Annotated in this window: 29 protein-coding genes, 1 tRNA gene and 1 pseudogene; 12 read left to right on the top strand and 19 right to left on the bottom strand. The window is 72.7% G+C overall.

Annotated elements, in window-relative coordinates; all coding sequences use genetic code 11:
• Window positions 1-148 precede the first annotated feature (148 nt).
• Complete coding sequence (locus tag FVA95_RS16065; RefSeq protein ID WP_149664956.1) at window positions 149-769, bottom strand: TetR/AcrR family transcriptional regulator; 621 nt, start codon at window positions 767-769, stop codon at window positions 149-151.
• A 72-nt stretch (window positions 770-841) separates the two neighbouring features.
• On the opposite strand from FVA95_RS16065, the gene FVA95_RS16060 reads away from it, so the two are divergent.
• Window positions 842-1,588, top strand: a complete 747-nt coding sequence (locus FVA95_RS16060; protein WP_240051536.1) for an SDR family oxidoreductase — start codon at window positions 842-844, stop codon at window positions 1,586-1,588.
• A gap of 7 nt (window positions 1,589-1,595) precedes the next feature.
• Here FVA95_RS16060 and FVA95_RS16055 read toward each other — a convergent pair whose 3' ends face one another.
• The gene (locus tag FVA95_RS16055) at window positions 1,596-2,420 is read right to left on the bottom strand and encodes a siderophore-interacting protein (protein WP_149664955.1); all 825 of its coding nucleotides are present in this window, start codon (window positions 2,418-2,420) and stop codon (window positions 1,596-1,598) included.
• Window positions 2,421-2,759: 339 nt separating this feature from the next.
• On the opposite strand from FVA95_RS16055, the gene FVA95_RS16050 reads away from it, so the two are divergent.
• From FVA95_RS16050 to FVA95_RS16035, 4 genes are all read left to right on the top strand, one after another.
• A complete protein-coding gene (locus FVA95_RS16050) occupies window positions 2,760-3,491 on the top strand; it encodes a phytanoyl-CoA dioxygenase family protein (protein WP_149664954.1) in 732 nt (243 codons plus the stop codon).
• Window positions 3,492-3,579: 88 nt separating this feature from the next.
• A complete protein-coding gene (nthA, locus tag FVA95_RS16045; RefSeq protein ID WP_149664953.1) occupies window positions 3,580-4,161 on the top strand; it encodes a nitrile hydratase subunit alpha in 582 nt (193 codons plus the stop codon).
• Window positions 4,158-4,817: a nitrile hydratase subunit beta gene (nthB, locus tag FVA95_RS16040; RefSeq protein WP_149664952.1), complete on the top strand. Its 660-nt coding sequence runs from the start codon at window positions 4,158-4,160 to the stop codon at window positions 4,815-4,817. The genes nthA and nthB overlap by 4 nt, the downstream gene beginning before the upstream one ends.
• On the top strand, window positions 4,804-5,109 hold the full coding sequence (locus FVA95_RS16035; RefSeq protein ID WP_149664951.1) for a nitrile hydratase accessory protein: 306 nt from the start codon (window positions 4,804-4,806) through the stop codon (window positions 5,107-5,109). Before nthB ends, FVA95_RS16035 begins: the two co-directional genes overlap by 14 nt.
• Here FVA95_RS16035 and FVA95_RS16030 read toward each other — a convergent pair.
• From FVA95_RS16030 to FVA95_RS16020, 3 genes and pseudogenes are all read right to left on the bottom strand, one after another.
• Window positions 5,106-6,631, bottom strand: a pseudogene (locus FVA95_RS16030) (GntP family permease). The gene FVA95_RS16035 and the pseudogene FVA95_RS16030 overlap by 4 nt on opposite strands.
• On the bottom strand, window positions 6,619-8,259 hold the full coding sequence (locus FVA95_RS16025; RefSeq protein ID WP_149664950.1) for an amidohydrolase family protein: 1,641 nt from the start codon (window positions 8,257-8,259) through the stop codon (window positions 6,619-6,621). The pseudogene FVA95_RS16030 and the gene FVA95_RS16025 overlap by 13 nt, the downstream one beginning before the upstream one ends.
• Entirely contained in the window at window positions 8,259-9,506 is a 1,248-nt protein-coding gene (locus tag FVA95_RS16020; RefSeq protein ID WP_149664949.1) for an alanine racemase, read from the bottom strand. Before FVA95_RS16020 ends, FVA95_RS16025 begins: the two co-directional genes overlap by 1 nt.
• Before the next feature lie 121 nt (window positions 9,507-9,627).
• Between FVA95_RS16020 and FVA95_RS16015 the strand changes: the two genes are divergently transcribed.
• The 3 genes from FVA95_RS16015 to FVA95_RS16005 are packed head-to-tail and all read left to right on the top strand — an operon-like array spanning window position 9,628 to window position 11,776.
• A complete protein-coding gene (locus tag FVA95_RS16015; RefSeq protein WP_205015875.1) occupies window positions 9,628-10,602 on the top strand; it encodes a sugar kinase in 975 nt (324 codons plus the stop codon).
• The gene (locus FVA95_RS16010; RefSeq protein WP_149664948.1) at window positions 10,599-11,363 is read left to right on the top strand and encodes an IclR family transcriptional regulator; all 765 of its coding nucleotides are present in this window, start codon (window positions 10,599-10,601) and stop codon (window positions 11,361-11,363) included. The genes FVA95_RS16015 and FVA95_RS16010 overlap by 4 nt, the downstream gene beginning before the upstream one ends.
• On the top strand, window positions 11,360-11,776 hold the full coding sequence (locus tag FVA95_RS16005) for a RidA family protein (RefSeq protein WP_149664947.1): 417 nt from the start codon (window positions 11,360-11,362) through the stop codon (window positions 11,774-11,776). Before FVA95_RS16010 ends, FVA95_RS16005 begins: the two co-directional genes overlap by 4 nt.
• 152 nt (window positions 11,777-11,928) lie before the next feature.
• Here FVA95_RS16005 and FVA95_RS16000 read toward each other — a convergent pair whose 3' ends face one another.
• Window positions 11,929-12,198, bottom strand: a complete 270-nt coding sequence (locus FVA95_RS16000) for a DUF2277 domain-containing protein (RefSeq protein ID WP_075308343.1) — start codon at window positions 12,196-12,198, stop codon at window positions 11,929-11,931.
• A 163-nt stretch (window positions 12,199-12,361) separates the two neighbouring features.
• On the opposite strand from FVA95_RS16000, the gene FVA95_RS15995 reads away from it, so the two are divergent.
• Both FVA95_RS15995 and FVA95_RS15990 read left to right on the top strand, forming a co-directional pair.
• Window positions 12,362-12,916: a DUF6578 domain-containing protein gene (locus FVA95_RS15995; RefSeq protein WP_149664946.1), complete on the top strand. Its 555-nt coding sequence runs from the start codon at window positions 12,362-12,364 to the stop codon at window positions 12,914-12,916.
• The gene (locus FVA95_RS15990; protein WP_149664945.1) at window positions 12,913-13,416 is read left to right on the top strand and encodes a DUF6578 domain-containing protein; all 504 of its coding nucleotides are present in this window, start codon (window positions 12,913-12,915) and stop codon (window positions 13,414-13,416) included. The genes FVA95_RS15995 and FVA95_RS15990 overlap by 4 nt, the downstream gene beginning before the upstream one ends.
• 92 nt (window positions 13,417-13,508) lie before the next feature.
• Here FVA95_RS15990 and FVA95_RS15985 read toward each other — a convergent pair whose 3' ends face one another.
• Genes FVA95_RS15985 through FVA95_RS15970 form a run of 4 tightly spaced genes read right to left on the bottom strand, consistent with a single transcriptional unit; the run spans window position 13,509 to window position 17,358 of the window.
• A complete protein-coding gene (locus FVA95_RS15985) occupies window positions 13,509-14,534 on the bottom strand; it encodes an NAD(P)-dependent oxidoreductase (protein WP_060713297.1) in 1,026 nt (341 codons plus the stop codon).
• A 30-nt stretch (window positions 14,535-14,564) separates the two neighbouring features.
• Complete coding sequence (locus FVA95_RS15980; protein WP_149664944.1) at window positions 14,565-15,239, bottom strand: PIG-L deacetylase family protein; 675 nt, start codon at window positions 15,237-15,239, stop codon at window positions 14,565-14,567.
• A 57-nt stretch (window positions 15,240-15,296) separates the two neighbouring features.
• Window positions 15,297-16,136 carry a sugar phosphate nucleotidyltransferase gene (locus tag FVA95_RS15975; protein WP_149664943.1) on the bottom strand — a complete coding sequence of 280 codons (840 nt, stop codon included), beginning with the start codon at window positions 16,134-16,136 and terminating at the stop codon, window positions 15,297-15,299.
• 1 nt (window position 16,137) lies between these two features.
• Window positions 16,138-17,358, bottom strand: coding sequence for a class I SAM-dependent methyltransferase (locus FVA95_RS15970; RefSeq protein ID WP_149664942.1), 1,221 nt, complete (start codon window positions 17,356-17,358; stop codon window positions 16,138-16,140).
• A 215-nt stretch (window positions 17,359-17,573) separates the two neighbouring features.
• Between FVA95_RS15970 and FVA95_RS15965 the strand changes: the two genes are divergently transcribed.
• Window positions 17,574-17,644 (top strand) — tRNA-Gln (locus tag FVA95_RS15965).
• Between the two features lie 82 nt (window positions 17,645-17,726).
• Here FVA95_RS15965 and FVA95_RS15960 read toward each other — a convergent pair.
• The 9 genes from FVA95_RS15960 to FVA95_RS15920 all read right to left on the bottom strand — a co-directional run bounded on the left by FVA95_RS15960 (window position 17,727) and on the right by FVA95_RS15920 (window position 23,672).
• Window positions 17,727-18,890, bottom strand: coding sequence for a site-specific integrase (locus FVA95_RS15960; protein WP_149664941.1), 1,164 nt, complete (start codon window positions 18,888-18,890; stop codon window positions 17,727-17,729).
• Complete coding sequence (locus FVA95_RS15955; protein WP_062404163.1) at window positions 18,890-19,078, bottom strand: excisionase family DNA-binding protein; 189 nt, start codon at window positions 19,076-19,078, stop codon at window positions 18,890-18,892. Before FVA95_RS15955 ends, FVA95_RS15960 begins: the two co-directional genes overlap by 1 nt.
• Window positions 19,078-20,439 carry a replication initiator gene (locus FVA95_RS15950; RefSeq protein ID WP_149664940.1) on the bottom strand — a complete coding sequence of 454 codons (1,362 nt, stop codon included), beginning with the start codon at window positions 20,437-20,439 and terminating at the stop codon, window positions 19,078-19,080. Before FVA95_RS15950 ends, FVA95_RS15955 begins: the two co-directional genes overlap by 1 nt.
• Window positions 20,440-20,537: 98 nt before the next feature.
• Complete coding sequence (locus tag FVA95_RS15945; RefSeq protein WP_240051535.1) at window positions 20,538-21,194, bottom strand: hypothetical protein; 657 nt, start codon at window positions 21,192-21,194, stop codon at window positions 20,538-20,540.
• Window positions 21,191-21,406: a hypothetical protein gene (locus FVA95_RS15940; protein WP_149664939.1), complete on the bottom strand. Its 216-nt coding sequence runs from the start codon at window positions 21,404-21,406 to the stop codon at window positions 21,191-21,193. The genes FVA95_RS15945 and FVA95_RS15940 overlap by 4 nt, the downstream gene beginning before the upstream one ends.
• Complete coding sequence (locus tag FVA95_RS15935; RefSeq protein WP_240051534.1) at window positions 21,406-22,821, bottom strand: FtsK/SpoIIIE domain-containing protein; 1,416 nt, start codon at window positions 22,819-22,821, stop codon at window positions 21,406-21,408. The genes FVA95_RS15940 and FVA95_RS15935 overlap by 1 nt, the downstream gene beginning before the upstream one ends.
• Before the next feature lie 132 nt (window positions 22,822-22,953).
• Complete coding sequence (locus FVA95_RS15930; RefSeq protein ID WP_010223771.1) at window positions 22,954-23,142, bottom strand: hypothetical protein; 189 nt, start codon at window positions 23,140-23,142, stop codon at window positions 22,954-22,956.
• Window positions 23,142-23,480, bottom strand: coding sequence for a hypothetical protein (locus FVA95_RS15925; protein ID WP_149664937.1), 339 nt, complete (start codon window positions 23,478-23,480; stop codon window positions 23,142-23,144). The genes FVA95_RS15930 and FVA95_RS15925 overlap by 1 nt, the downstream gene beginning before the upstream one ends.
• A 3-nt stretch (window positions 23,481-23,483) precedes the next feature.
• Window positions 23,484-23,672, bottom strand: a complete 189-nt coding sequence (locus FVA95_RS15920; RefSeq protein ID WP_149664936.1) for a hypothetical protein — start codon at window positions 23,670-23,672, stop codon at window positions 23,484-23,486.
• Between the two features lie 280 nt (window positions 23,673-23,952).
• Between FVA95_RS15920 and FVA95_RS15915 the strand changes: the two genes are divergently transcribed.
• On the top strand, window positions 23,953-24,169 hold a 217-nt coding region (locus FVA95_RS15915), incomplete at its 3' end, for a sigma factor-like helix-turn-helix DNA-binding protein (RefSeq protein ID WP_193564260.1).

The following is a 24,169-nucleotide window of genomic DNA, read 5'->3' as shown; positions in this document are numbered from 1 at the left end:
GGGCCGGCCGCGGGCAGGGCAGACCCCTGCCCGGGTCGCGGTAGGGCTCCCGACCCGGGTCGGGGTGCCGACCTTCGACTTTACGCCTGCCCCGCGCGGACGCCGACCGCACCGTCGGTGTGCCGCGGTACGCCGGCGCGGGCCCGCCTCACGGGCCGCCCGCCGCCGGTCCCGGGGTGCCCACCGTGCCGCGGACCACGGCCGCGACGGCCGCCTCCGCACGCTCGGCGACCGTGCCGCCGCCGACCGCGGCACCGGCGAGGAAGCCGTCGACGTCGAGGGCGCCGTAGCCGTGGGCGGTCGTCACCACCCGCTCCATCAGCGACACCGCCGCGGCCGGGTCGGCGAGCTCCAGGGCCGGAGTGAGCAGGACGTCCCCGATCCGCCGTCCCACGGCCGCGAGGTCGCGGTCGCCCAGTGCCCGCAGCTCGGCGCCGTAGACGAGGTCCAGCCCGACCCGGCGCCCGGTGAGGAACCCGGCGTAGGCCCCGCCGGCGGCGGCGAGTCGCGAGACCGGGTCGTCCCCGGCCCGCGCGGCCGCGGCATCCATCTGCTCCGCCAGCTCGCCGGCCGCCGCGGTCACCACCGCGGCCAGCAGCCGGTCGCGGTCGGCGAAGTGCCGGTAGGGGGCGGCCGTGCTCACCCCCAGCCTGCGGGCCAGCACCGCGACCGAGAACCCGCGCACGCCCACCTCGGCCAGCAGGTCGACGCCGGCACGCACGAGTGCGCCCGCCAGGTCGCCGTGATGGAACCTCGCCCGCCGGGCCATGCGCCCTCCTTGCTGTGATCGGGCTATCACATTAGCGTGTAAGTGGGTTATCACTTCGAGTCGGGAGACGCCGTGGACACGCAGGACACCATCACCGGCAGGGTCGTCGCCGTCACCGGGGCGAGCGGGGGCATCGGCGCGGCGACCGCGGTCGAGCTCGGGGCCCGCGGGGCGCGCCTGGTCCTGGGGGCGCGTCGGGCGGACCGACTGGAGGCCGTGGCCGACCGCGTGCGCGCCGCGGGCGGGACGGCGGTCACCGTGCCGATGGACGTACGGGACCGGGCCGACCACGCCGCGCTGGTCGCCCGTGCACGGGCCGAGTTCGGCAGGCTCGACGTGCTGGTGGCGAACGCGGGGGTGGGCCGGGTCCGTCCGCTCGACGAGCTCCCGGTCGAGGAGTGGGACGAGGTGATCGACGTCAACCTGCGCGGGGTCCTGTACGGGCTCGCCGCGGCGCTGCCGGTCTTCCGCGCCCAAGAGGCGGGCCACCTCGTCGTGATCGCCTCCACCTCCGGCCTGCGGGTCGTCCCCGGTCAGGTCGTCTACGCCGCGACGAAGAACGCCGTCCGGACCCTCTGCGAGGGACTGCGCCAGGAGGCGGGACCCGTGCTGAGGGTCACCGAGGTCTCGCCGGGGTTCGTCGCGACCGACTTCGTCGAGGGCATCGGCGACGAGCGGATGCGCGCGGACTACCGGGCCCGGCGCGACGAGATCGCCCTCGCCCCGGCCGCGATCGCCCGCGCGGCGGTCTTCGCGCTCGAGCAGCCCGCCGGGGTCGACGTCAACCAGGTCGTCGTCCGGCCGACGGCCCAGGGGTGAGCCCGGCTCAGATCAGCCCGTCGCGCTCCAGGGTCGCCTCGTAGAGGTCGAGCATCCGCTCGTCGTCGCCCTCGGCGGCGGCGGCCGCGGCCGCGTAGGCCTTCTCGAAGCGCTCCTGGTTGGCCCGCCAGGTGCGGCGGAAGGTGTCGGCGTCGCGCCGCCAGTAGCCGAGGACGCCGTAGGCGCCGGGCGGCAGGCCGCGCTCGTGGCGCAGGTGCTTGCGGGCGGCCCGGGTCGCGGACGCCTCACCGCCGACGTAGACGTAGCCGGGCCCCTCGGGCAGCACGAGCCCGGCGACGATCTCCGCCAGCCGGCTGCCGGTCTCGCTCGCGGGCTCGCGACGCACCCGGGCCCGCGCGGGGAAGTCGGCCGGCACCTCGTCGATCTCCAGGACGACCTCGGTGTCGATGCCCTCGGGGGTCTCGGTGACGATCCGGGCGAGCGCCGGGAGGGCCGCCGCGTCGCCGACGAGGATCTGCCAGCCGACCCCGGCCGGGCGCTTGAACCAGCTGTTCGTGTGCGAGACCTCGATCTCGTCGCCGACACGGGCCCGCCGCGCCCAGCCCGCGCCGACCCCGCCGGGGTGGCAGACCAGGTCGATGGACGCCCGGGTACGGCAGGGACTGACCTCGCGCAGGGTGTACCAGCGACCGTGGTCGTCGCGGCCGCCGTCGGGCAGCGGGAAGTGGAAGACGCAGGCCTCGTCGGGGACGCCGGGCAGGTCGAGACCGGCCAACGCCTCCCCCTCGAGCCGGGCCCGGACGAAGACGTCCGAGACCCGCTGCAGACCCACCACACGGACCGCCGCGCGGTCCTCGGTCACGACCGACATCGCCACCTCCCCATAGGTGAGGCTCACCTAATCACAGGGAGAAGGGCGGCATCAACCGGACCTTTCAGTCATGGTGTCGCAGAGCCTCTACTACTACGTTGCATAGTGGACAACCACCCGATCGTGTCCGCTAGCGTCAGCAGGTGTCAGACGGGTGTCGAGCCCGAGTCAGCACGGAGGAGCAAGCGGTGATCACGGTCTACCTGAAACCGCCGGATCGACGACGACGCGCGCCGCGAGTCCCTGTTCCGGGGCGACTTCCATCTCTACACCGGGATCGGTGGCGCGAACGCCCTCGCCGACCACGCCAAGGACCTCATCGGTCAGGCCTTCGAGGGCATGGACCCGGAGCGCGCCCAGTACGAGATGGACGTCGACGAGTTCATCCGCCGCGTCGAGCCGCTCAAGCACGAGTTCACCAACGGTGAGAAGACCAAGTCGCTCTGCCAGCAGTTCGCCGTCGACTTCGGTGTCGACCCCGAGCGGACCTACTTCGACATCCCGCGACTGCGTGTCATCCCGGCCGACCAGTTCCTCACCGCCGGCGTGTCCTACAACTACAAGGCGCACCGCGACATGTGGTACGGCCACCCGCAGCAGCTCGTGAACTACTGGACCCCGGTGTTCGACGTCGTCGGCGAGAACGTCATGAGCATGTACACCGACTACTTCGACCGTCCGGTGAAGAACGGCTCGAACCAGTACGACTACGACGAGTGGGTCGCCAAGCACCGCACCGCGGCCGCCGGTGAGAAGACCACCGACACCCGTCCGCACCCCCTCCCGCTGGAGGACTTCGAGTCCCGCGGCGAGATCCGGATCGCCGCGCAGTCCGGGGACGTCTTCATGTTCTCCTCGAACCACCTGCACGCGTCGGCGCCGAACACCTCCGACGTCACCCGGTTCTCCTACGACCTGCGCACGATCAACCTGGACGACGTGCGCGCCGGCCGCGGACCGAAGAACGTCGACTCCGGCGCGACCGGCACCACGCTGGGCGACTTCCTGCGGGTCTCCGACCTGGCCCCGCTGAAGGTCGAGGAGTTCGAGGACGCGCTCACGAACGCCTGACCCGCCCGTCCGACGGCCCGGTGCCCCGCGTGGGTGCCGGGTCGTCGTGCTCTCGACGGCCGGACCGGGTCTGGCTACCGTCGGCCCGATGAGCGGTGAGCTGCGGCCGGTGGACGCCCGCGTCCGGGCCCTGGAGTCGATCCTGGTCGAGAAGGGCTACGTCGACCCGGCCGCACTCGACGGGATCATCGAGACCTACCAGCACCGGGTGGGCCCGCGGAACGGCGCGCACGTCGTCGCCCGGGCCTGGACCGACCCGGACTTCGCGGCCCGACTCGCCGAGGACGCGACCGCTGCGGTCGCCGAGCTCGGCTACGGCGGCCGGGGCGGCGAGCACCTCGCGGCGGTGTTCAACGCACCGGGCGAGCACCACCTCGTCGTCTGCACGCTGTGCTCCTGCTACCCGTGGCCGGTCCTCGGTCTGCCGCCGGTCTGGTACAAGTCGCCGGCCTACCGGTCGCGGGCGGTGCTGGACCCGCGCGGGGTGCTCGCCGACTTCGGGACCACCCTCGGCGACGACGTCGCGATCCGGGTCCACGACTCCACCTCCGAGCTGCGCTACCTGGTCGTCCCCCAGCGTCCGGCCGGGACCGACGGCTGGTCGGCCGACGAGCTCGCCGCGATCGTCTCCCGGGACGCCATGATCGGAACCCGGCTGGTGTCGGCGTGAACGGCGCGCACGACCTCGGCGGTGCGATGGGCTTCGGGCCCGTCGAGCCCGAGCCGGAGGACGTCCGGTTCCACGCCGGCTGGGAGCCGCTGGTGCTGGCGCTGACCCTCGCCGCGGCCCGCCCGGGCGGCTGGTCGATCGACGAGTCCCGGCACGCCCGCGAGTCGCTCCCGCCGCCGGTCTACCTGACGCTGACCTACTACGAGATCTGGCTCGCGGCGACCGAGAAGCTGCTGGTCACCCACGGCCTGGTCGGTGCCGACGAGCTCGAGGCCGGGCGCCCGCTGCGCCCGCGCGCCGAGGTGCCCGCCCCACTGGACGCCGGGGCCGTCGCCCGGGTGCTGGCGACCGGCGCCCCCACCGAACGCGACGCCGCCGGCCCGCCGCGGTTCGCCCCCGGCGACCGGGTGCGGGCCCGGGTGATGCACCCGCGCGGGCACACCCGGCTCCCCCGCTACGTCCGTGGCCGCAGCGGGACCGTCGAGACGCACCGCGGGACCCACGTGCTGCCCGACGCCCGCGCGCACGGCCGCGGCGAGTGCCCGGAGCCGCTCTACACCGTGGTGTTCACCGGTCCCGAGCTGTGGAGCCCGGACGCCGACCCCACCACGACCGTCTCCGTCGACGCCTGGGAGTCCTACCTTGAGCCCGTCTGACGGCCCGGTCTTCGACGAACCATGGCAGGCGAACGCGTTCGCGCTGGCCGTGGCCCTGCAGGACACCGGAACGCTGGACCGGCAGGAGTTCGCCGAGACCCTGGGGGCCGAGCTGGACACCGGCCTGGACTACTGGGACGCCTGGCTCGCCGCGCTGGAGCATCTGCTCGACGGGCTCGGCGTCGCCGAGCGCGACACGGTCGACGAGCGGACCGGCGCCTGGCTGCGCGCCGCCGTCGCGACCCCGCACGGCGCGCCGGTCACGCTCGACGCCGACCCGCTGCGCCCCTAGATGAACGCCCACACCAGCGCGGCCGCGGCGAACCCGACGACGGACAGGATCGTCTCCAGCACCGTCCAGGTCATCAGGGTCTGCTTCACCGTCATGTTGAAGTACTTCGCGACGATCCAGAACCCGCCGTCGTTGACGTGGCTGGCGATGATCGACCCGGCCGACACGGCGACGACGATCAGCGCGAGCTGCGGCTGGCTGTAGCCGCCCGCGGCGACGGTCGGGCCGATGATGCCCGCTGTCGTCACGATGGCGACGGTCGCCGAGCCCTGGGCGATCCGCAGCGCCGCGCTGATCAGGTACGCCGAGGCGATCACCGGCAGCCCGATCGCGGTCATCGAGCCGGCCAGTGCGTCGCCGACGCCGGTGGTCTGCAGGACCTTGCCGAAGAACGCCCCCGCCCCGACGACCAGGAGAATCATCCCGACCGGGCGCAGCGACTCGCCGGAGATGCGGCCGAGCTCGGCCATCGACGTCCCGCGCCGGATGCCGAGCAGGTACAGCGCGAGCAGCACCGACAGCGTCAGCGCGATCGCCGGGGTGCCGAGCAGCACGAGCACGTCGCGGAGCACCGTGCCCTCGGGGAGCGCCACCCCCGCGACGGTCGCGGCGAGGATGAGCACCAGCGGGACCGCGATGATCGAGGAGATGAGCGCGACCGACGGGGGCGCCACCACCGCGACCGCGGTCTGCGGGACGGCCGTCCCCGCGGTGCGGACACCGCCCGTCCCGCCGCTCGGGTCGCCGTCGGTGCCGGTGTCGCCGGCGCTGCTGGGGTCGCTGCCGGGGTCGCCGGCGCGCGCGGTACCGGGAGGACCGGACGGCTCCCGCCGGGCAGGTCCTCGGGCACGCCGACCTGGATCCGCCGCCCGATGAACGAGCCCCACCAGACGCCGCTGACCAGCCACGCGGGGATGCCGCAGAGCAGGCCCATCGCGATCACCCAGCCCATGCCGACGCCGAGCAGCCCGCCCGCGGTGACCGGCCCGGGGTGCGGCGGCAGGAACGCGTGGGTCATCGACAGGCCCGCGAGCATGGGCATCGCGTAGAGCACCAGCGAGCGGCCGCCACGGCGCGCGGCCACGTAGACCAGCGGCACGAGCACGAAGATGCCGATGTCGAAGAACACCGGGATGCCGAGCACGAGCCCGGTGATGCCCATCGCGAGCGGTGCGCCCTTGGGCCCGAACAGTCGGAGCAGCCGTTCGGTCAGCGCGTCCGCCCCGCCGGAGCGTTCCATGATCGCGCCGAGCACGGTGCCCAGGCCGATGATCGGGGCGATGTGGCCGAGGATCCCGGCGAATCCCTTCTCGAACAGCGAGTCCGACGCCTTGATCGGGGTGCCGACGAGCTCGGTGACCGACACACCCGCGACCAGGGCGACCAGCACGCCGGTCACGATCAGCGCGATGAACGGCTCCAGGCGCAGCCGCATGATCAGCACCAGGAGCAGCGCGACGCTGACGGCGGCGAGGGTGAGCAGGCCGGCCGTGTCGTTCTGCAGCCAGTTCAGGAAGGCCATCGGTGTCCTCCGGTGGGATGGGTGCCCGGTGCTGTCCGGCCGTCGGCCCCGCGGCGCAGCGCCCGGCCGGCCAGCGCGTCGGTGCGCTCCCCGCCGTCGATCGCGAAGGCCCCGTTGACCAGCACGTACGGGATGCCTGCCGCCTGCTGGGCCGGCTCGGCGAAGGTGGCGGTGTCGGTGACGGTGTCCGGGTCGAACACCACCAGGTCGGCGGCCAGGCCCGGCCGGACGCGGCCGCGGTCGGCGAGGCGCAGCCGGTCGGCGGCCCGTCCGGTGAGGTGGTGGACGCACTCCTCCAGGGAGAACAGCCCCAGCTCGCGGCAGTAGTGGCCGAGGTAGCGGGGGAAGGTCCCCCAGGCCCGCGGGTGCGGCTTCGCGCCGACGAGCAGGCCGTCGCTGCCGCCGGTGTGCCGCGGGTGGCGCATGATCGCGCGGACGTTCTCCTCGTGCCCGACGTGCTGCAGGATCCCGGTCCCGAAGTCGTCGCGGAGCAGGACGTCCACGCAGGTGTCGAACGGGTCCCGTCCGGCAGCGGCCGCGATGTCGGCGATCGTCCGACCGACCAGCGCGGCGAGCTCGGGGTTCGTGACCCCGCTGATCTCGATCGTCTCCCACTCCGCGACGACGCCGTGGCAGCCGTCGGAGCCGTGGACCTCCAGGTCCTCGCGGATCCGGGCGAGCGCCGCCGGGTCGCGCAGCCGCTCGCGGGCCGCGTCGACACCACCGGACTGGCACCAGCTGGGCAGGATCGCCGACAGCGTCGTCGCGCCGGGCAGGTAGGGATAGGTGTCGAGGGTGATGTCGACGCCGCGGGCGACGGCGGCGTCGAGCAGCGCGATCAGCTCCCCGGCCCGGCCCTTGTTGGGGCCGAAGTTGAGCGTGGCGTGGGCCAGGTGCAGCGCGCACCCGGACCGCTCGGCGACGTCGACCATCTCGGCGTAGGCCTCCAGCGCGCCCGCGCCGTAGCTGCGGTGGTGCGGGGAGAAGAAGCCGCCCAGCTCCCCCACCGCAGCGCACAGGGCGGCGAGCTCGGCGCCGTCGGCGTACATGCCGGGGGTGTAGGTGAGCCCGGCCGAGAGACCGACCGCGCCCTGGGCCATGCCGGTGCGGACGACGTCGGCCATCCGGGCGATCTCCGCCTGCGTGGCGGGCCGGTCGTCCCAGCCGCAGACCAGCGCACGGACCGTGCCGTGCGGGACGAGGTAGACGGCGTTGCCGGCGATGCCCTCGTCGAGCCGGTCCAGGTACTCCGCGACGGTGCGCCAGGTGACGAAGTCCGCGCCGGGGTCGCCGTTCCAGCCGGCGATCGCGCGGCGCAGCACGGGCAACACGGCGTCGTCGACGGGGGCGTAGGACAGCCCGTCCTGGCCGAGGACCTCGGTCGTCACGCCCTGGGAGACCTTCGCGAGGTGCGCGGGCTCGGTGAGCAGGCGCAGGTCGGAGTGGGCGTGCATGTCGACGAAACCGGGGGCGACGACCAGTCCGGCCACGTCGACGACCCGGTCGGCCCGCCCGGCCGCGTCCGGTCCGACGGCGGCGATCCGGTCGCCCTCGACGAGCACGTCCGCGGTGTACCGGGGTCCGCCCGTCCCGTCGACGACGGTGCCGCCGCGCAGCAGCGTGCCCATCAGAAGAACGTCCGTACGAGCTCGACGACCTGCGGGTCGGGATCCGCACCGTCCAGCACCGGGATCCAGCGCCACTTGTCGAACGCGGTGCACGGGTGCGAGAGCCCGAGCCGGACGACCTGCCCGATCCGGACCGGCTCCTCGGTGCGCAGGAACGCGTGCTGGTCGTTGACGGCGGTGACGGTGCCGGTCAGCGGTCGCGACGGCGCCCCGAGGTCGTCGGCGATGCGCTGCGGCTCGGGCAGCCCCTCGTCGAACGGGACGTCGCGCTTGCCCGCGTCGAGCAGCGCCAGGCCGGGCTCGGGGGTGGACACCACCCGGGCGGTCACGTGCATGGCCGAGCGGAACGGGCGCTGCTCGTCGTCGCGGGCCAGCGGGGAGATGCCGCGGTAGAAGCCGTCGTCGTGGACGAGGTAGGCGCCCGAGCGCAGCACGACGCGGGTGCGCGCGTCGGCGAGCCCCGCCAGCGCGGCGACGACCTGGTCGAAGTAGGCGCTGCCGCCCGCGGTGACCACGACCTCGTCGGTCCCGTAGGACGGGGTGAGCCGCCGGTGCAGCGTGGCGAGGTCGTCGAGGTAGGCGCGGACGGTCGCCAGCGACTCCGCGGACGGGTCGTGCGCGAGTGCCCCCTCGTAGCCGCCGACCCCGGCCAGCACCAGCGCCGGGCTCGCGACGACGGCCGCGGCGACCCGCTCGGCCTCGTCGAGGGTCCGCGCACCGGTCCGCCCGCCGGGGGCCCCCAGCTCGACGGCGACCGCGAGCGGCCGTGCCGGTGCCCCCGCCGCGGCGGTCATCGCGGCGACGGCATCGACCGAGTCGACCCAGCTGAGGACCTCCAGGTCCGGGTCCGCGTCACGGGCGGCGGCCACGGCGCGCACCCCGGCCGGGTCGACGAGCGCGTTCGCCAGCAGCACCCGTCGCACGCCGGCGTCGATCGCGATCCGCGCCTGCCAGGGCGTGGCGACGGTGATCCCCCAGGCGCCGTGGCGCAGCTGCAGGTCCCACAGGGCCGGGGCCATCGTCGTCTTGCCGTGCGGGGCGAGGTCGACGCCGTGCGCGGCACACCAGCCGGCCATCCGCTCGGCGTTGGCGTGCAGGGCCACCCGGTCGAGGGTGAGGACGGGTGTCGCCAGGTCCGAGAGCCGCGGCCCACCGGCGAGCCACTCGTCGACGGTGCCGGGCAGCGGCGGGACGGACTTGGCGTACGGTCCGGGCCGTTCGGCGCCGAGCGACGCGTACCGGAGCATCCCGTTCTCCCTCTACGAGCAGGAACGTTGCGTATTTCGCAGCGCATGTTGCGTATTCTGGTCGGGCTGTTCTAGCATCGCCGCGACAGATCGGTCAACGACGGCGGAGGAGAACCCAGCAGTGGACATCCCGGGCCGGAGCGCCGTGGTGTGCTTCGGCGAGGCCCTCGCCCTGGTCCCCGACGCGGCCGCCGTCGACGACCCGCGGGCCCCCGCACAGGCCGCGGGCGCGGAGGTCAACGTCGCGCTCGACCTGGCCGCCGCCGGAGTCACGGTGGCATGGGTCGGTCGCCTCGGCACCGACCCGCACGGCGACCTGGTGGCGCGCACGCTCGCCGCCGCCGGGGTCGACACCGGTGGGATCGGCGTCGACCCGGACCACCCGACCGGCCGCTACGCCAAGTCCCCCGGCCCCGACGGCAGCACCGTCATGACCTACCGGCGGGCCGGGTCGGCGGCCTCGGCGGCCGGCCCCGAGCTGCTGGAGACGCCCGCGGTGCGCGACCGGATCGCCGACGCGGACTGGGTGCACGTCGGCGGGATCACCGCCGCGGTGTCGCCGTCCTGTGCCGCGACGCTGGAGACGCTGCTGGCCCACCCGCGCGGGTACCGGGTGTCGTTCGACGTGAACTGGCGCGAGCAGATGTGGCCCGACGGCGATCCCGCCCCGGTGGTCGCGCTGGCCGGCCGGGCCGACGTCGTCCTGGTCGGCGCGGACGAGGCGCAACGGGTGTTCGGCACCGACGACCCGGCGCGGCTGCGCGCACTGCTGCCCGATCCGGAGCTGGTCGTGGTCAAGGACGGTCCTCGGCGCGCGCTGGCCGTGCACCGCGACGGCGCGGTCACCGAGCGCGCGGCGCTGGTCGTCGAGGTCGTCGAGCCGGTGGGCGCGGGCGACGCGTTCGCCGCCGGTCTGCTCACCGGCCTGGTCCGCGGCGAGGACGTGGGCCGCTGCCTGCGCCGCGGCCACCTCGGCGCCGCCGCGGTGCTCGTCGTCCCCGGGGACTCCGCCGCTCCGCTGCCCGAGCATCTGCTCGACCTCGACGACGACGCCTGGACGGCCCTGCGCGTGACCGCCGACCGGTGGGCCGGGTGAGCACCAGCCTGGCCAAGGCACTGCGGATCCTGGTGCTCCTCGGCGAGGGCCCGGCCTCGCTCGACGAGCTCGCCACGGCGCTCGCGGTGCACAAGACGACCGTCCTGCGCCTGCTGCGCACCCTGGCCGACGAGCACTTCGTGCACCGCGACGACCACCACCGCTACCGGCTCGGCTCGCGGCTGTTCGAGCTGTCCTCGCGCGGGCTGGACCAGCGCGAGGTGCGCACGGTCGCCGCACCGCACCTGCAGGCGTTCAACCGGGCCCACGGCCACACCGTGCACCTGTCCGAGCGCGACGGCGGCGAGATCGTCTACATCGACAAGCTGGAGTCCCTCGACAACGTGCGCATGGCGTCGCGGGTCGGTCTGCGCGGACCCGTGCACTCCACCGCCGCCGGGAAGGTGCTGCTCGCCGACCTGCCCGCCGCCGAGCGGAACCGGGTGCTCGACGAGATCGACTTCCCCACCCGCACCCCGAACACGATCACCGACCGCGAGACCTACCTGGCCGAGCTCGCCCGCGTGCGCGAGCAGGGCTGGGCGCAGGACCGCGAGGAGAACGAGGCCTCGATCAACTGCATCGGGGCGCCGGTCCGCGGACCGGCCGGAACCGTCGTCGCGGCGGTGTCGGTGTCCGTACCGACCATCGTCGCCGGCTACGACCAGCTGATGGAGCTGGTCCCGTCACTGCTGGCCGTCACCGGGACGATCTCCCGCGACCTCGGCTGGCGCCCGACCCGAGAGGAACCCCCCGTATGAGCACGACCGCCGACGGCGCCGTCTCCACCCCCGACGCGCCCGCGCCGGCGCACACCTTCAGCCAGGGCGTCCGCCGGGGCGGCCTGCTGCAGGTCTCCGGCCAGGGCCCGATGGATCCGGCCACGAAGCAGTACATCGCGCCCGGCGACGTGCACGCCCAGACCCTGCGCACCCTGGAGAACGTCCGCGCCATCCTGGAGGCGGGCGGCGCGTCCGTCGGCGACGTCCTGATGTTCCGGGTGTACCTCACCGAGCGGGAGCACTTCACCGCGATGAACGAGGCCTACGGCGAGTTCGTCTCCCGCTACGTCCCGAAGGGCGCCGCGCTCCCCGCGCGGACCACGGTCCTCGTGGGCCTGCCCCACGCCGAGATGCTGGTGGAGATCGACGCCCTGGCCGCTCCCGCCGCGTAGTCCTCGTCGAGACGCACGTTCTCGCCCCCGGCAGGGCGGAAACGTGCGTCTCGCGTGCGTCGAGCGTTGCGAACCCGTGCCGACGACCACGGGAACACGACGCCCGGCGTGGTCGTGCCCCGGACGGGCCTGCTGCTCGACCTCGCGCTGGATCAGCGCGCGTAGCGCAGCTCCGCCCGCGCCCGGGCCTTCGCCGCCTCCACCTCGCGGTCCTTCGGCGGGGCGGTGGTGGTGAGCCCGTCGAGCAGCTCCCTCGTCGCCTCGGCGACGGCGGCGACCGCCCTCTCGAACGCCTCGGCGTTGGCCTGCGACGGCTTCGCCGCCCCCGAGATCTTGCGGACGTACTGCAGCGCCGCGGCGTCCACCTCGTCGGGCGTGGCCGGCGGCTCGAAGTTGTGCAGGGTCCGGATGTTGCGGCACATGGCTCCCCCTGGAGACGTCGACGGCCCGCCCCGCGACGGTAGCGCGCGGCGGCCGGTCGACGCAGTAACCGGGTGCCGCGGGGGCACCGGCCGGGTTACCGTCGTGGCCCCGGTGCCCGGGGCCGTCGCGCCCCGGTTCGTCGAGTGCGCCGGGTTCTCACCGATGTCCGACCCTGTCATCGAGATCGTCGTCGAGTCCTGGGAGATCGAGTGCTGCGCCCCACCGCCCGTGGTGGGTGAGCAGGCCACCTGGTGGGCGCTCTTCGTCCCGTCCACCGATCACCCCTTCTCCACCGAACACCTGTGGTCCGTCGTGCCGCCCGAGCCCGCGCCCCGGCTGCACCGCGACGGCGTGGTCGCGGCCTGGGGCGGCGGCCACACCGCGCCGGCACCGCCACCCGGCGAGCACCGCCTGCGCGGCCACCTGTCCGGTGCCGCTCACGTGTTCCCCGAGGATCTCCCCCCGGTGACCGGCCGGGTGCGCCGTCTCCGGGTCCTCTCCCACGAGTTCGCGGCCGATCCCGGGGGCACCTACGCGCTGAGCCCCGTCCCCGGCAGCGTGGCCGTCCGGGACGTCGACGCGAGCCCGCGCTGGTTCGCCCGGCCAGCGCCGCGGGTGGGCGCCCCGGCCCGGTCGGGACAGTGGTTCGTCGCAGGGGTGCCGCAGCCGGGGCGGTACGAGACCGGCATCGTCGTCGATCTGCACGTGGAGGCGTGAGCACCCGCCTCGACGACCGTGTGGTCGAGGTACGCGTCGCGGACTGGGAGTTCGAGTGCTGCCTGCGACCGATCGTGCTCAGGCAGTTCTGCCGCTGGTGGCTGACGTTCTGTCCCGGTGGTGAGCCCGTGGCGCACTACGTCTGGACCGTCCGGGAGACCACGACCGGCCCCCGCCTGGACGGGCACCGCGTCGTCGCCCGGTGGTGGTGCCCGCGGCACCCTGCGCCCCGCCCCGGGACCCGGCCGATGAGTGGAGTCCTGTCCGGCACGGCCCACTGCGCCGAGCCGGACGGGATCCCCGCCGTGATGGGGCGCGTCCGACGGCTGCGGGTGATCTCCGAGCAGCTGCGGTGGGAGACCCGCGACGGCGGGGACGTCGTGGCGGCGGTGCCGGGCTCGGTGGTCCTGACCGACGTCGCCCGGACTCCGGATCGGTACGACCTGTCGGCCGGCCCGGGCCGCAGTCAGACCGGTGTCCTGATCGACCTGGAGACGTGAACCGGGCCGCGGGGCCCTGAAGACCGGGCCCCGGAGACGTCGACGGCCCGCCCCGCGACCGTAGCGCGGAACGGGCCGTCGGCCGAGCGGTCCTACTTCACGACGTGCATCGACCCGTCGAGCTCCCCCGCCGCCTGACGACGGTTGAGCACCGCGAGCCGGGTGAAGGAGTTGTCGAACGCGTCCTGGGTGAGGCCGCGGTTCCGGTACTCGGTGGCGAGCTGCTCCGCACCGGCCGGGATCGTCCAGGACGCCTCGAAGCCGAGCTCCTTGCGGGCCCGGGCGAAGTCGACCCGGTAGCTGCGCGGGTCGTTGCCGGCCTCGCCGGTGATGTTGAGCGTCGAGCCGGGGACGGCGTCGATCACGGCCTGCGCGATCTCGGCGACGGTCCGGTTGTTCCGCTCGGTGCCGACGTTGTAGGCCCGGGCCCGGACGACGTCCGCCGGGGCGGCCAGCGCGGCGACCACGGCACCGGCGATGTCCTCGGCGTGCGCGAGCGGGCGCCACGGGGTGCCGTCGGAGAGCACCGTGACCTCGTTCGTCAGGATCGCGCGGCCGACCAGGTTGTTCAGCACGATGTCGGCGCGCAGCCGCGGCGAGAACCCGAACGCGGTCGCGTTGCGCATCGAGACCGGCACGAAGTCGGCGTCGGCGAGCTCGGCCAGGTCGTCCTCGACGCGGACCTTGGAGATCGCGTACGGGGTGACCGGCTTGAGAGGGGCGTCCTCGTCGACGAGGTCGTCGCCGGACTGGGCGCCGTAGACCGAGCAGGTGGAGGCGTAGACGAAGCGGCCGACGCCGGCCTCCTTCGACAGCCGGGCCAGCCGGGTCGACGCGTGGTGGTTGATGTCGTAGGTGATCTCCGGCGCGAGCGAGCCCAGCGGGTCGTTCGACAGCGCGGCCATGTGGACGACGGCGTCGAACCCGGAGAGCTGCTCCACGGTCACGTCACGGAGGTCGGTGCTGAAGCCCTCGACGTCGGGGGTGTCCAGCGAACCCAGCACGCAGTCGGCGAACAGCCCGGAGTCCAGGCCGGTCACCTCGTGGCCCGCGGCCGCCAGCAGGGGCGCCATCACGGTCCCGAGGTAGCCCTGGTGCCCGGTGAGCAGTACGCGCATGTATGTCCCTTTCTCGGAGTGTGTGCGGGGTCAGAAGCCGCCGGGTTCGGAGCCGACCATCGGCGCCGGCGACAGCGTCAGCTTCTGGACGTGGAAGCCCTCGGCGTAGCGGGCGTGGCACTGCACGCCACGCACCCTGGCCAGGCCGCGGAAGGTCTCGTCGTCGAACCAGGTCCGGTCGCGCTGGCTGCCGTAGTGCTCGTGGAGCTTGGCGATCTTCTCGGTGAGCACCGGCTCCGACAGCGGCAGGAAGACCGTCGGCTGGGCGAGGTCACCCTCCCACTTGAGGATCTCATAGCCGAGCGTCAGGTGGTCGCGGAACGCGGTCGGGATCATCTGCGACAGTGTCCGGTGGTCCTGGTGGGCGTCGTGCGGCGACGGGCCGATCACCAGGTCCGGCTCGCTGCGGCTGCGCAGGTCCTCCAGTGCCATCTTCGCCCGCTCCCAGTGCTGCGGGACGCGGCCGTCGGGCAGGTCCATGACGACGACGTCGAGGTGCGCGCCCGGGGTGAACGCGGCCAGCGCGGCCCGTTCCTCCTCCTCGCGCAGCGACCCCGCACCGGTCAGGACCAGCGCGGTGACGTGCACGCCCGGGTAGGCACGGCACAGCTCCAGGAGCATCCCGCCGGCCCCGATCGGGATGTCGTCACAGTGGGCGCCGAGCAGCAGGATGCGGTCCAGCCGCTCGGGCAGCAGGTTCAGCACGGTCTCTCGTTCCCCCCGGAGTTCCGCGAGCAGTGGTCGTTCGTACCGACGTCTCGCTCAGTCGCGCTGGTGGCTGCTGCGGTGCATCTGGGCGATGGCTGCCTGCAGCGGGTCCTGGTCGGCCTCGTGGGACTCCCACAGCATCCACGGCCGCGCACCGCTCTGGTACGCCGCCTCCAGCGCGTTGCGCTCCTTGACGGTGTCCGCGGGCTGCCAGAAGCCGCGGTGCCGGTAGGCCGACATGCGGCCCTTGCGTGCGAGCGGGGCGGCGGCGTCGGCGATCAGGTCGCAGTCCTTCTCGAGGTAGTCGAAGATCTCCGGCCGGAACATGAGATAGCCGCCGTTCTCCCAGATCGGCATCTCCTGCAGCGTGGTGATCGACTCGAGCCTGCCGTTGTCGTCGACGTCGACGCAGTGGAACGCCGACTGCGGCGGCACCGCCATCAGCTGTCCGACGGCGTCGGTGCCGGCGAACTGCTCGACCATCTTGTCCAGCGGGGCGTCGGTGAGGACGTCGGCGTAGTTCGCGTGGAACATCTCCTCGTCCTGGACCAGCGCCTTCACCCGGCGCAGGCGCTCACCGATCGGCGAGTCCAGACCGGTGTGGACGAACGTGATGTTCCAGTCCTGGACGTCGCTGCCCATGAGCTCGACCTCGCCCTGGTGCAGCACGAAGTCGTTGGACTCGGTCTCGTCGTAGTGGAGGAAGTAGTTCTTGATGTGGTGCGCGCCGTAGCCCAGGCACAGGACGAAGTCCGTGTGGCCGAAGTGGGCGTAGTAACGCATCACGTGCCAGATCAGCGGCCGCGGGCCCACCGGGTGCATCGGCTTCGGGAGGTCGGAGGCGCCGTCGCGCATCCGCATGCCGTAGCCACCGCAGAACAGGACGACCTTCACGTCAGACCACCTCGAGCGACGGGATCGGGAAGACCAGCGTGCCGCCCCACTCACGGACGTAGGACAGCTGCTCGATCAGCTCGGTGCGCAGGTTCCAGGGCAGGATCAGGACGTGGTCGGGGCGATCCTGCGCGATCCGCTCCGGGGCAGAGATCGGAATCCGGGTCCCCGGCGTTAGCCGCCCGTGCTTGTACGGGTTGCGGTCGACGGTGTACTCGAGCAGGTCGGGCCGGATGCCGCAGTAGTTGAGCAGGGTGTTCCCCTTGCCCGGGGCGCCGTAGCCGACGACGCGCTTGCCCTGGCGGCGGGCGTCGATGAGGAAGGCGACGAGGTCGTCGCGGATGGTGGAGACGGCCTCGGCGAACCCGTCGTGGCCCTCCGGCGTGTGCAGCCCGGCCGCCGCCTCGGCGGCCAGGACCTCGCGGACCTTCGCGCTCGGCTCGCCGGCGACCTCGGCCGGGCGCGCCCACATGCGGATCGAGCCGCCGTGGGTGTCGAGCAGCTCGACGTCGACCAGGGTCAGCCCGCCCGCGGCGAGCGCCCGCTGCCCGGTGAGCAGCGTGTAGTACTGGAAGTGCTCGTGGTAGATCGTGTCGAACTGCTTGCGCTCGACGAGCGTGAGCAGGTGCTGGACCTCGATGGAGACCCAGCCGTCGTCGGCGACCATCGCGCGCAGGCCCTGCGCGAAGCCGACGACGTCGGGGATGTGGGCGAACACGTTGTTGCCGCAGACCAGGTCCGCCGGGCCGTGCTCGGCGCGCACCCGGGCGCCGGTCTCCGGAGTGAGGAACGCGGTGAGCGTCGGCACGCCCTTCTCCCGGGCGACCTCCCCGACGTTCACGCTCGGCTCGACGCCCAGGCAGCGGATGCCCTTCGCGACGACGTGCTGCAGCAGGTAGCCGTCGTTCGACGCAACCTCGACGACGAACGAACCCGAGTCCAGCCCGGCCCGCTGCTGCGCGGAGTCGACGAAGCGCCGGGCGTGCTCCACCCACGACGAGCTGAACGAGGAGAAGTACGCGTACTCGGAGAACGTCTCCTCCGGGCTGATCTCCGGCGGCAGCTGGGCGAGCAGACACGAGTTGCACACCCGCACGTGCAACGGGAAGGTTCGCTCGGGCTCTTGTGCCGTCTGCTCGGTGAGGAACAGCTCGCAGGGCGGCGTCGCGCCCAGGTCGCAGAAGCTGCGCAGGTCGGCCGCGCCACAGAGACGGCACGTCAACGCGGTTCCGGTCCCGATCGACGACGTTGTCCCGGAAGCATCCGTGTTCAGCACGCAGCGAGTCTGACAACTCGACGCACGGGCGGCACGCCCGGGGTGAATGTCACCCATTCGTGGGTGTTTGTCCGTGATCAGGACCACCTGCGCGCGGCGCGCGGGGCGGGTGCGCTGCGAGGACGCTGTCGCGCACGTGTCACGATGGCGGGGCCCCACGATCCGCCGTGGTGTAACGGCAGCACCTCGGATTTTGGTTCCGATGGTCCAGGTTCGAATCCTGGCGGCGGAGCAAGCCGCTGACATGCGAAACGGCCCGGCAGGGTCTCCCCCCCGTCCGGGCCGCGGTCCGCTCCTGACATCCGGTTCTGACATCAACCGCCCTCGCCGAACAGGCCGTCCATCCGCGAGGCCATCCGGCGCTTCGAGTCGTCGAGGACGTGGGCGTAGGTGTTCATCGTGATGCCGATCGAGCTGTGTCCCAGCAGCTCCATGACCTCCCGGTCCGACGCACCCTCCGCCAGCAGCAGGGTCGCGCAGGTGTGCCGGAGGTCGTGCACGCGCGAGTGCGGAACCTCCGCCTTGGTCAGCAGCCGGTCGAACGCCCGGTTCACCGAGCGCGGGTCGATCGGCTGGCCGGACGTCGACACGAACACCAGGTCCGCGGGCTGGCCATCCACCCGGCGCTGCTCACCGGCAGCCCTCCCCCGGTTGATCTCCGGCTGCCGCCGCAGGGCCGCCAAGCACACGGCGGGCAACGTGAGGACCCGGCGCGACCGGGCGCTCTTGGGCTCACCGAACACGAACACGCCGTCGAGCTTCTGCACCGTGCGCCGGACCCGCAGCGTTCCCGCGTCCAGGTCGACATCCGACCAGGTCAGCCCCAGCACCTCACCGCGCCGTAGACCGGTCGTCAGCAGGATCAGCCAGAGCGCCGCGAGCCAGTGGGTGTTGGCGACCCGCAGGAACTTCCGCGCGACCTCCGGCGAGAGCGGGGTGATCTCCGGCGGGGTCGCCCGCGGTGGGCTGACCAGCTTGGCGACGTTGCGGCCGATCAGCTCGTCCCGAACCGCGTGTTGCAGCGCGCTGCGCAGCACGGCGTGGATGAACTGGATCGTCCGAGGCGAGAGCACACGCCCGCTCTTGCCCTTGGTCCGCGCGAGCGTGGCCATCAGGCCGCGGACGTCGGACGGGCTGAGCCGGTTGAGCTTCTTCCGGCCGAGATGCGGGGTGATGTAGTCCCTGACCAGAGCCCGGTAGCGGGCGAAGGTCGACGGGCGCAGGTCATGGACCGCGATGTGGTCCAGCCAGTACGTCAGGTACTCGTCGAGCCGCATCGCCGAGGACTCCGACGGGACCCCCTTGCGGTTGTTGTCCAGCAGCTCCAGCCGCTTGTCGTTGGCCTCGTCCCAGGTGCGGCCGTAGACGAACTTCCGGCGACGGTGTCCCGTCGGTGTGAGGACGTAAACCGCGGCCTGGTAGCGCCCGTCCGAGCGCTTGACCACGGTGCCCATGCCGTTGCGCTCGCGACCGGCCATCAGGACGCCTCCCGGCTCTCCTGGACCAGCCGGAGGGCGTACTCGTGCACGGCGCTCACCGGGATGCGACGCAGCTTCCCGATCTTCACCGAGTCGATCTCCCCGGCGATGATCAGGTCGAAGACCTTCGATCGCCCGACGTGCAGCGCCTCCGCCACTTCCTGGACGGTCAGCAGCACCCGTTCCATCACGCCCCCTCCCCCGCTCGTCTCGTCCGGCTCTGCCTCTGCTCGCGTTGTCGTTCGGCGATGCCGAGGGCGATCTCTCGTTCCGCGTCGTTGCGGTGCCCGATGTGGACGACCTGCCAGTCGTTGCCCACCAGCACCTCCCTGGGCTCGGTGGGGGTGTCGAGGGCGGCGAGGGTTTCGCCGAGGCGGTAGGTGCGGCGGTCGCCGCGGATCGCCCCGAAGGTCGTGGAGTAGGCGCGGGATTTGGTGAGGAAGTGGCCGCGGAACCCGAGCATGTGCGCCCACCGGCGCAGGTTCAGCCCCTCGTACTCCTCCCGGCCGCCGAGCTCCCACGCGGTCTTGATCAGCCGCCGGTGGTGCGGGGTGATGTCGAGATGGTCGATGTGGGCAATGTCGCGGATCGGGCGGTCGGTGGCCTCGGATTTGCCGGTGCCCTTGGTGGCGTACTTGGCCACGTAGGCGGCCAGGGCGGAGTCGGTGATCTCACCGTCGTCGTTCTCCAGCGCCACCGCGGTCGTGCTCGTGATGGGGCGGATGTCGACCTGCGTGCCCCACGCGAGCACCTGCCGGGTGCTGTCGGGCCGGTCCACGGTCAGCGACACGTCGTGTGCTGCGTCCCGGATCGCGGCGTGCAGCGCGTCGGCGGTGATCCCGGCGGGCGGTGAGGTCCAGGGCCCCTCGGGGCCGTCGAGGCGCACGACGGCGTGGAAGTGGACCAGTCCGCGGCGCTGGTACTCCGCGACCTTGGCGTAGGACAGCCGGGCGTGATCCCGGAAGTCACGGACCCGGACCCCGAGGACCTGGGCGAGCAGGCGACGGAGCCGGATGGCGAACCGGTTCCACAGGACCCCGGAATGCGCCTGCCACAGCACCGCGCCCACGTAGTCGTGCGACTCAGGGTCGAGGGCGCAGCCGATGCGGGGGTCGTCGCGGTGGTGCTTGTCCCCGCAGCGGCAGGGGATGACGAGGCCGCGGGCGGTGACCCTGCGGGTGTGCACTGGGCCGAAGGACGGCGCAGTGAGGGTGACGAACAGCCGCGGGTGGGTGGCGGCGGTGTCTGGGACGCCTTTGCCGCCGGCCATTCCGGCGCGGAGCAGGTGGTAGGCGTCGGAGGCGTAGCGGTCCGAGCAGGCCGGGCACACCGACGCCCGTCGGTTGCCGCACGGGGCGAGGATCTCCCCGTCACGTTCGGCGAGGACGGTGCCGGTGGCGCGGTCGTAGATGCGGGATGAGCCGGTGAGGTGGATAGGGGCGGCGCAGCCGCCGATCGCGGTGACCTCCCGGCGCCAGGTCTGAAAGTTCTCCGAGCGCAGCAGGTGGGACAGGTCGTGGTCGTGTGGGGTGGTCGTGGCAGCCGTCATCACGGCATCCCTCCCGGGACGATGGTTCGAAGGGGGTGGGGCGCCGGCCCCGCCGGGAGCTGGACTCGTCTGCGGCGGGGCCGGGCCGGATCACCGGGTCAGCGGCGGTAGAGGCGGTGCTCGTGCTCGATCTCGACCGGACCCGGGACGTAGCCGTGGTAGCGGGCCAGCAGCCGCGCGGCGGCCCGGTAGCTGGAGGCGTGGCCGACGAGTGCGCCGTGCTCGTTCTCGACCCGGTAGCGGCCACCGTCGCGCAGCACCGTCCCGCCCTGCCCGGTCGTACCCAGGCAGACCAGCGCCTTGCCCGGTTCGACGACGTCGACGCCGATCAGCCCGGTGGAGCGCTGCGGGGCCTTGGTCGGTTCCGGTGCCCGGGTCGGTTCCGGGATGGGGCGCAGGTGGTCCCAGCGCGACACCATGTCCCGGGTCGCCTTCGGAACGAGCACCGAGCGAGCCGGGCCCTCAGCACCGGCGTGGTGGATGTGGTGGGTTCCGCCGAGGCGCAGGTGTCCGGTGTCGAGGAGCTGGGCCACGGTGTCCCCGTCATGCCGGGCCAGTCCATCGGCGCAACCGGGCCGGGCCGGATCCGCCCGCAGGACCAGGCCGGTGCGCTCGATGACGAACAGCCCCGGGTCCTGGGCCAGCCCGACGACCCGGGCGACCTCCCGCGGATCCTGCGTCGCCACCGGTGCGTGATCGCTGGCCTCGACGATGACCGGATCCCCGAACAGCGCGTCCTGCACTGTCCCGGTCATGCGGACCACCACCAGGTGGCGCGGGCTTCCCAGGACCATTCCCGGGCGAGCTGCCGGACCACGTACCACTCGGCCACAACCGCCCCGGCGAGGACGACCCAGAACAAGCCCGAGGCGGTGCCGAGGTAGAACCAGGCCCCGGCCACGATGAGGGCGAACAGCAGGGTGAACTTGGCCCAGGTACGCAGGACCCATGCGGTGGTGCTGCCCATCAGGCGGCCCCCCGCCCTGTGTTGTCGCTGTCGTCGTGGAGGTCGATCACGTCCGCGTCCGGCGGCGGGGTGCAGCGGGTTACCAGCTCGGCGATGTCGTCGTCGGAGACGAACGCGGCCCGGAATCGGATCGGCAGGCGGGAGCCTTTGTCGATGACGAAGCCGATCCCGGCATGGCGGGCGTCGCCGGGGATCTCATCGGCCAGCGCACCCCGCTCCCGGGCCCCTTCGCCCAACACCATGTCGACGTGGGATGCGGCGGTGACCCCGAGGCAGATCCGCTGGGTGAACAGCTCCCGCACGTCCACGACGTCCTTGGACGGCTCCTGCAGGTAGCCGTGCACCGCGAACAGCGACGCCCGCCCCTGCGTCATCACCTCCGCCAACAGCCGCAGCGCATCCCGGACTGACGCGCGGTCGCCGTAGGCGGTAAGCATCGCCATCTCGTCGATCACCAACAGCTCCACCGGCGTCCCCACACCCGGGGTGCAGGCGCGGATGTTCTGGTCGCGCATGTCGTCCTGCCGGTCCCGCATCGCATCCCGAAACTCGGTGGGGAGTTCGAGGGCGGCGGGCATGGTGGTGGCGTAACGGTGGAACAGCGGCGCGCCCTGCTCGGTCTCCACACCACCCTTGAGATCCACCATCCAGACCCGCACGATGCCGTCGCGGATGCACGGCCCCACCCCGCGCAGCGTGGACCAGAGGACGGAGCCCTTGCCTGCTCCGGAGGCGCCGGCGACCAGGCGGTGCCCGCCGATGACGGGTGCGGTGAAGGGCTCGCCGCGCTCGTTGTCCCCGATCTCCACCGCACCCAGATCCACGTCGTCGGTCGTCTCGGGGATGTCGGGTGCGGGGATCGTGCGGGTGAACGGCAACTCCCACTCGATCACGATCGCGACCACGCCGGGCCGGTGGCGGGTGATCGCGACCCGGTGCGCGATCAGCGCCTCCCACAGCACCGAGGAGCGTTCCTGCCAGTAGGCGACGTCCTGGCCTCGAACCATCCGCACGTAGACGGTGTCGATCGACCGCGAGGACGAGCGGACCCGCAGGACGCGTGGGACGAGCTGGTCGCCAGTGTGTCGGTGCTCCTTCGTGAGCCCGCAGTCGGACATGAGCTGGGCCCACCGTCGGCCGCGGTAGACCGTCCAGCGCCGCCACGTGGCCCGTAGAGCCGGTGCGGCGAACCGGTCGAAGCTCGCCGGGTGGGCACGGCCCCAGATCGCCACAGAGACGACCAGGACGATCAGGAAGACCGCGGTCACGAGCGGGCCGAGCATCAGCGCCAGGCCCAGGACGACGAGGGGGACGGCGACGAACCCGGGATGACGGGCGGTCCAGGCGAGCGCCTGGAACTCCCGCCCCGGTGGCCGAGACGCCCGCCCGACGTGGGTGCGTGCCGGGCCGTTCATGCGTGTTGCTGTGCTACTACGCTTGTTCACTGCTACCAGTCCTCACGAGATTGTGTGTCGGGTAGCAGGGGCGCCCGCTGTGTGTTTCCGCCAAGAATCAGTGCAGCGGGCGACCCCACCACCCAAGATGGGCTACTTCTGTTCGCGCAAAGCCCCACGCGCCGAATCGAGGTGGACGGTGAGGTGGGCGACGTCGCGGGCGAGGTTGTCGTGGGTGTTCTTGAACCCACCCGTCCGATACGGAATCCCATGCAGCGAACGTTTGAGTTCACGCATCGCGGCATCCAGTTCCTCGACGGTGCGATCGACAGCCTTCGACATCACTTCCTCCATTCGCGGGAGACCAACTCGGCCTCCCACTTCTTCGCCGACGAGGCCATCACCCGCAGCGAGGCGTGCGCGGTCTTCGCCGAAGCCCGGATCTCCTCCGGCGACGCAGTCGACCAGTGCTCACCACTCGCACCCGCCTTCGCCGACACGCCCTTCCCTGACCGCTTGCCCTTGGCATCGGTGGCCTTCGCTGCGACCTTGTCGGCCTCGGCGAGGGCGTCCCCGACCAGCTGTAATGCCCGCCAGAACTCGCCGTACTTGCGCAGAGCGCGCCGGTTGACCTTCGGCAGGGTCTTGACCCGATCCCGGGCCCCGAGGTTGATCGCCACCGCTCAGACCCCCTTGCGGATCGCGAGCTGGGCCAGGCGCAGGCCCTCGGCGACCCCGGCCCGCCACGCCTGCTCCGTCGCCACGACGGGGTGCTCGGTACGCGACCAGCGACGCCGCTCGATCTCCAACCGCCGCACCAGCCGACCCACGCCGGAGGTCACCCGCGGCCGGGTGTTCGTCGTTGTGCTCATCGCGTCATCTCCATCTCCACCAGCGCCGTCGGGCTGCTGGTCTCGCCGTCTCCGAAGCAGCCCGGGCAGACCCCCGAACCACCACACGCCCCACACTCGATGCTGTCGATCGAGTCGCCGTAGCCGTCGCACACATCGCACGCCCCGCTACCGCTGCATTCGCCACACACCACCGCAGATCACCCCTGATCGAGGACATAGATGTCCCTGTCGACGACGGCCTGAGACTGACCCCCTGACGTCGGATTGGGATTGACCCCTTCTGGGCGACGCTGAGGGGGTGTTGTCGGTGGAGGACTGGTCCGAGATCCGTCGTCTGCATCGGGCGGAGGGTGTCCCGATCAAGGAGATCTCCCGCCGGCTGGGAGTCGCGCGGAACACGGTGCGTTCGGCGCTGCGGGCGCCGGGCCCACCGCGGCGGGAACGGGGCCCGCGGGGTTCGCTGGCTGATGCGGTCGAGCCGCAGGTGCGGGCTCTGTTGGCGCAGTTCCCGCGGA

This window comes from Pseudonocardia sp. EV170527-09 (assembly GCF_008369905.1).
Classification (GTDB): Bacteria; Actinomycetota; Actinomycetes; order Mycobacteriales; family Pseudonocardiaceae; genus Pseudonocardia.
The sequence above is the reverse complement of the archived record's forward strand: the minus strand, read 5'-3'. Positions and strand labels throughout refer to the sequence as shown.

Bases quoted from the DNA above. Each gene is read 5' to 3' on its own strand.
- FVA95_RS16000 (WP_075308343.1), bottom strand. From the start codon at position 12,198: ATGTGCCGCAACATCCGGACCCTGCACAACTTCGAGCCGCCGGCCACG.
- FVA95_RS16020 (WP_149664949.1), bottom strand. From the start codon at position 9,506: ATGCTCCGGTACGCGTCGCTCGGCGCCGAACGGCCCGGACCGTACGCC.
- FVA95_RS15955 (WP_062404163.1), bottom strand. From the start codon at position 19,078: ATGGAACGGGTGCTGCTGACCGTCCAGGAAGTGGCGGAGGCGCTGCAC.
- FVA95_RS15940 (WP_149664939.1), bottom strand. From the start codon at position 21,406: ATGGGCAGCACCACCGCATGGGTCCTGCGTACCTGGGCCAAGTTCACC.
- FVA95_RS15930 (WP_010223771.1), bottom strand. From the start codon at position 23,142: ATGTCGAAGGCTGTCGATCGCACCGTCGAGGAACTGGATGCCGCGATG.
- FVA95_RS16025 (WP_149664950.1), bottom strand. From the start codon at position 8,259: ATGGGCACGCTGCTGCGCGGCGGCACCGTCGTCGACGGGACGGGCGGA.
- FVA95_RS15920 (WP_149664936.1), bottom strand. From the start codon at position 23,672: ATGAGCACAACGACGAACACCCGGCCGCGGGTGACCTCCGGCGTGGGT.
- FVA95_RS15960 (WP_149664941.1), bottom strand. From the start codon at position 18,890: ATGGCCGGTCGCGAGCGCAACGGCATGGGCACCGTGGTCAAGCGCTCG.
- FVA95_RS15935 (WP_240051534.1), bottom strand. From the start codon at position 22,821: ATGAACGGCCCGGCACGCACCCACGTCGGGCGGGCGTCTCGGCCACCG.
- FVA95_RS16050 (WP_149664954.1), top strand. From the start codon at position 2,760: ATGGACCCGGAGCGCGCCCAGTACGAGATGGACGTCGACGAGTTCATC.
- FVA95_RS15995 (WP_149664946.1), top strand. From the start codon at position 12,362: ATGTCCGACCCTGTCATCGAGATCGTCGTCGAGTCCTGGGAGATCGAG.
- nthA (WP_149664953.1), top strand. From the start codon at position 3,580: ATGAGCGGTGAGCTGCGGCCGGTGGACGCCCGCGTCCGGGCCCTGGAG.
- FVA95_RS16005 (WP_149664947.1), top strand. From the start codon at position 11,360: ATGAGCACGACCGCCGACGGCGCCGTCTCCACCCCCGACGCGCCCGCG.
- FVA95_RS15950 (WP_149664940.1), bottom strand. From the start codon at position 20,439: ATGACGGCTGCCACGACCACCCCACACGACCACGACCTGTCCCACCTG.
- FVA95_RS16065 (WP_149664956.1), bottom strand. From the start codon at position 769: ATGGCCCGGCGGGCGAGGTTCCATCACGGCGACCTGGCGGGCGCACTC.
- FVA95_RS16055 (WP_149664955.1), bottom strand. From the start codon at position 2,420: ATGTCGGTCGTGACCGAGGACCGCGCGGCGGTCCGTGTGGTGGGTCTG.
- FVA95_RS15945 (WP_240051535.1), bottom strand. From the start codon at position 21,194: ATGACCGGGACAGTGCAGGACGCGCTGTTCGGGGATCCGGTCATCGTC.
- FVA95_RS15985 (WP_060713297.1), bottom strand. From the start codon at position 14,534: ATGCGCGTACTGCTCACCGGGCACCAGGGCTACCTCGGGACCGTGATG.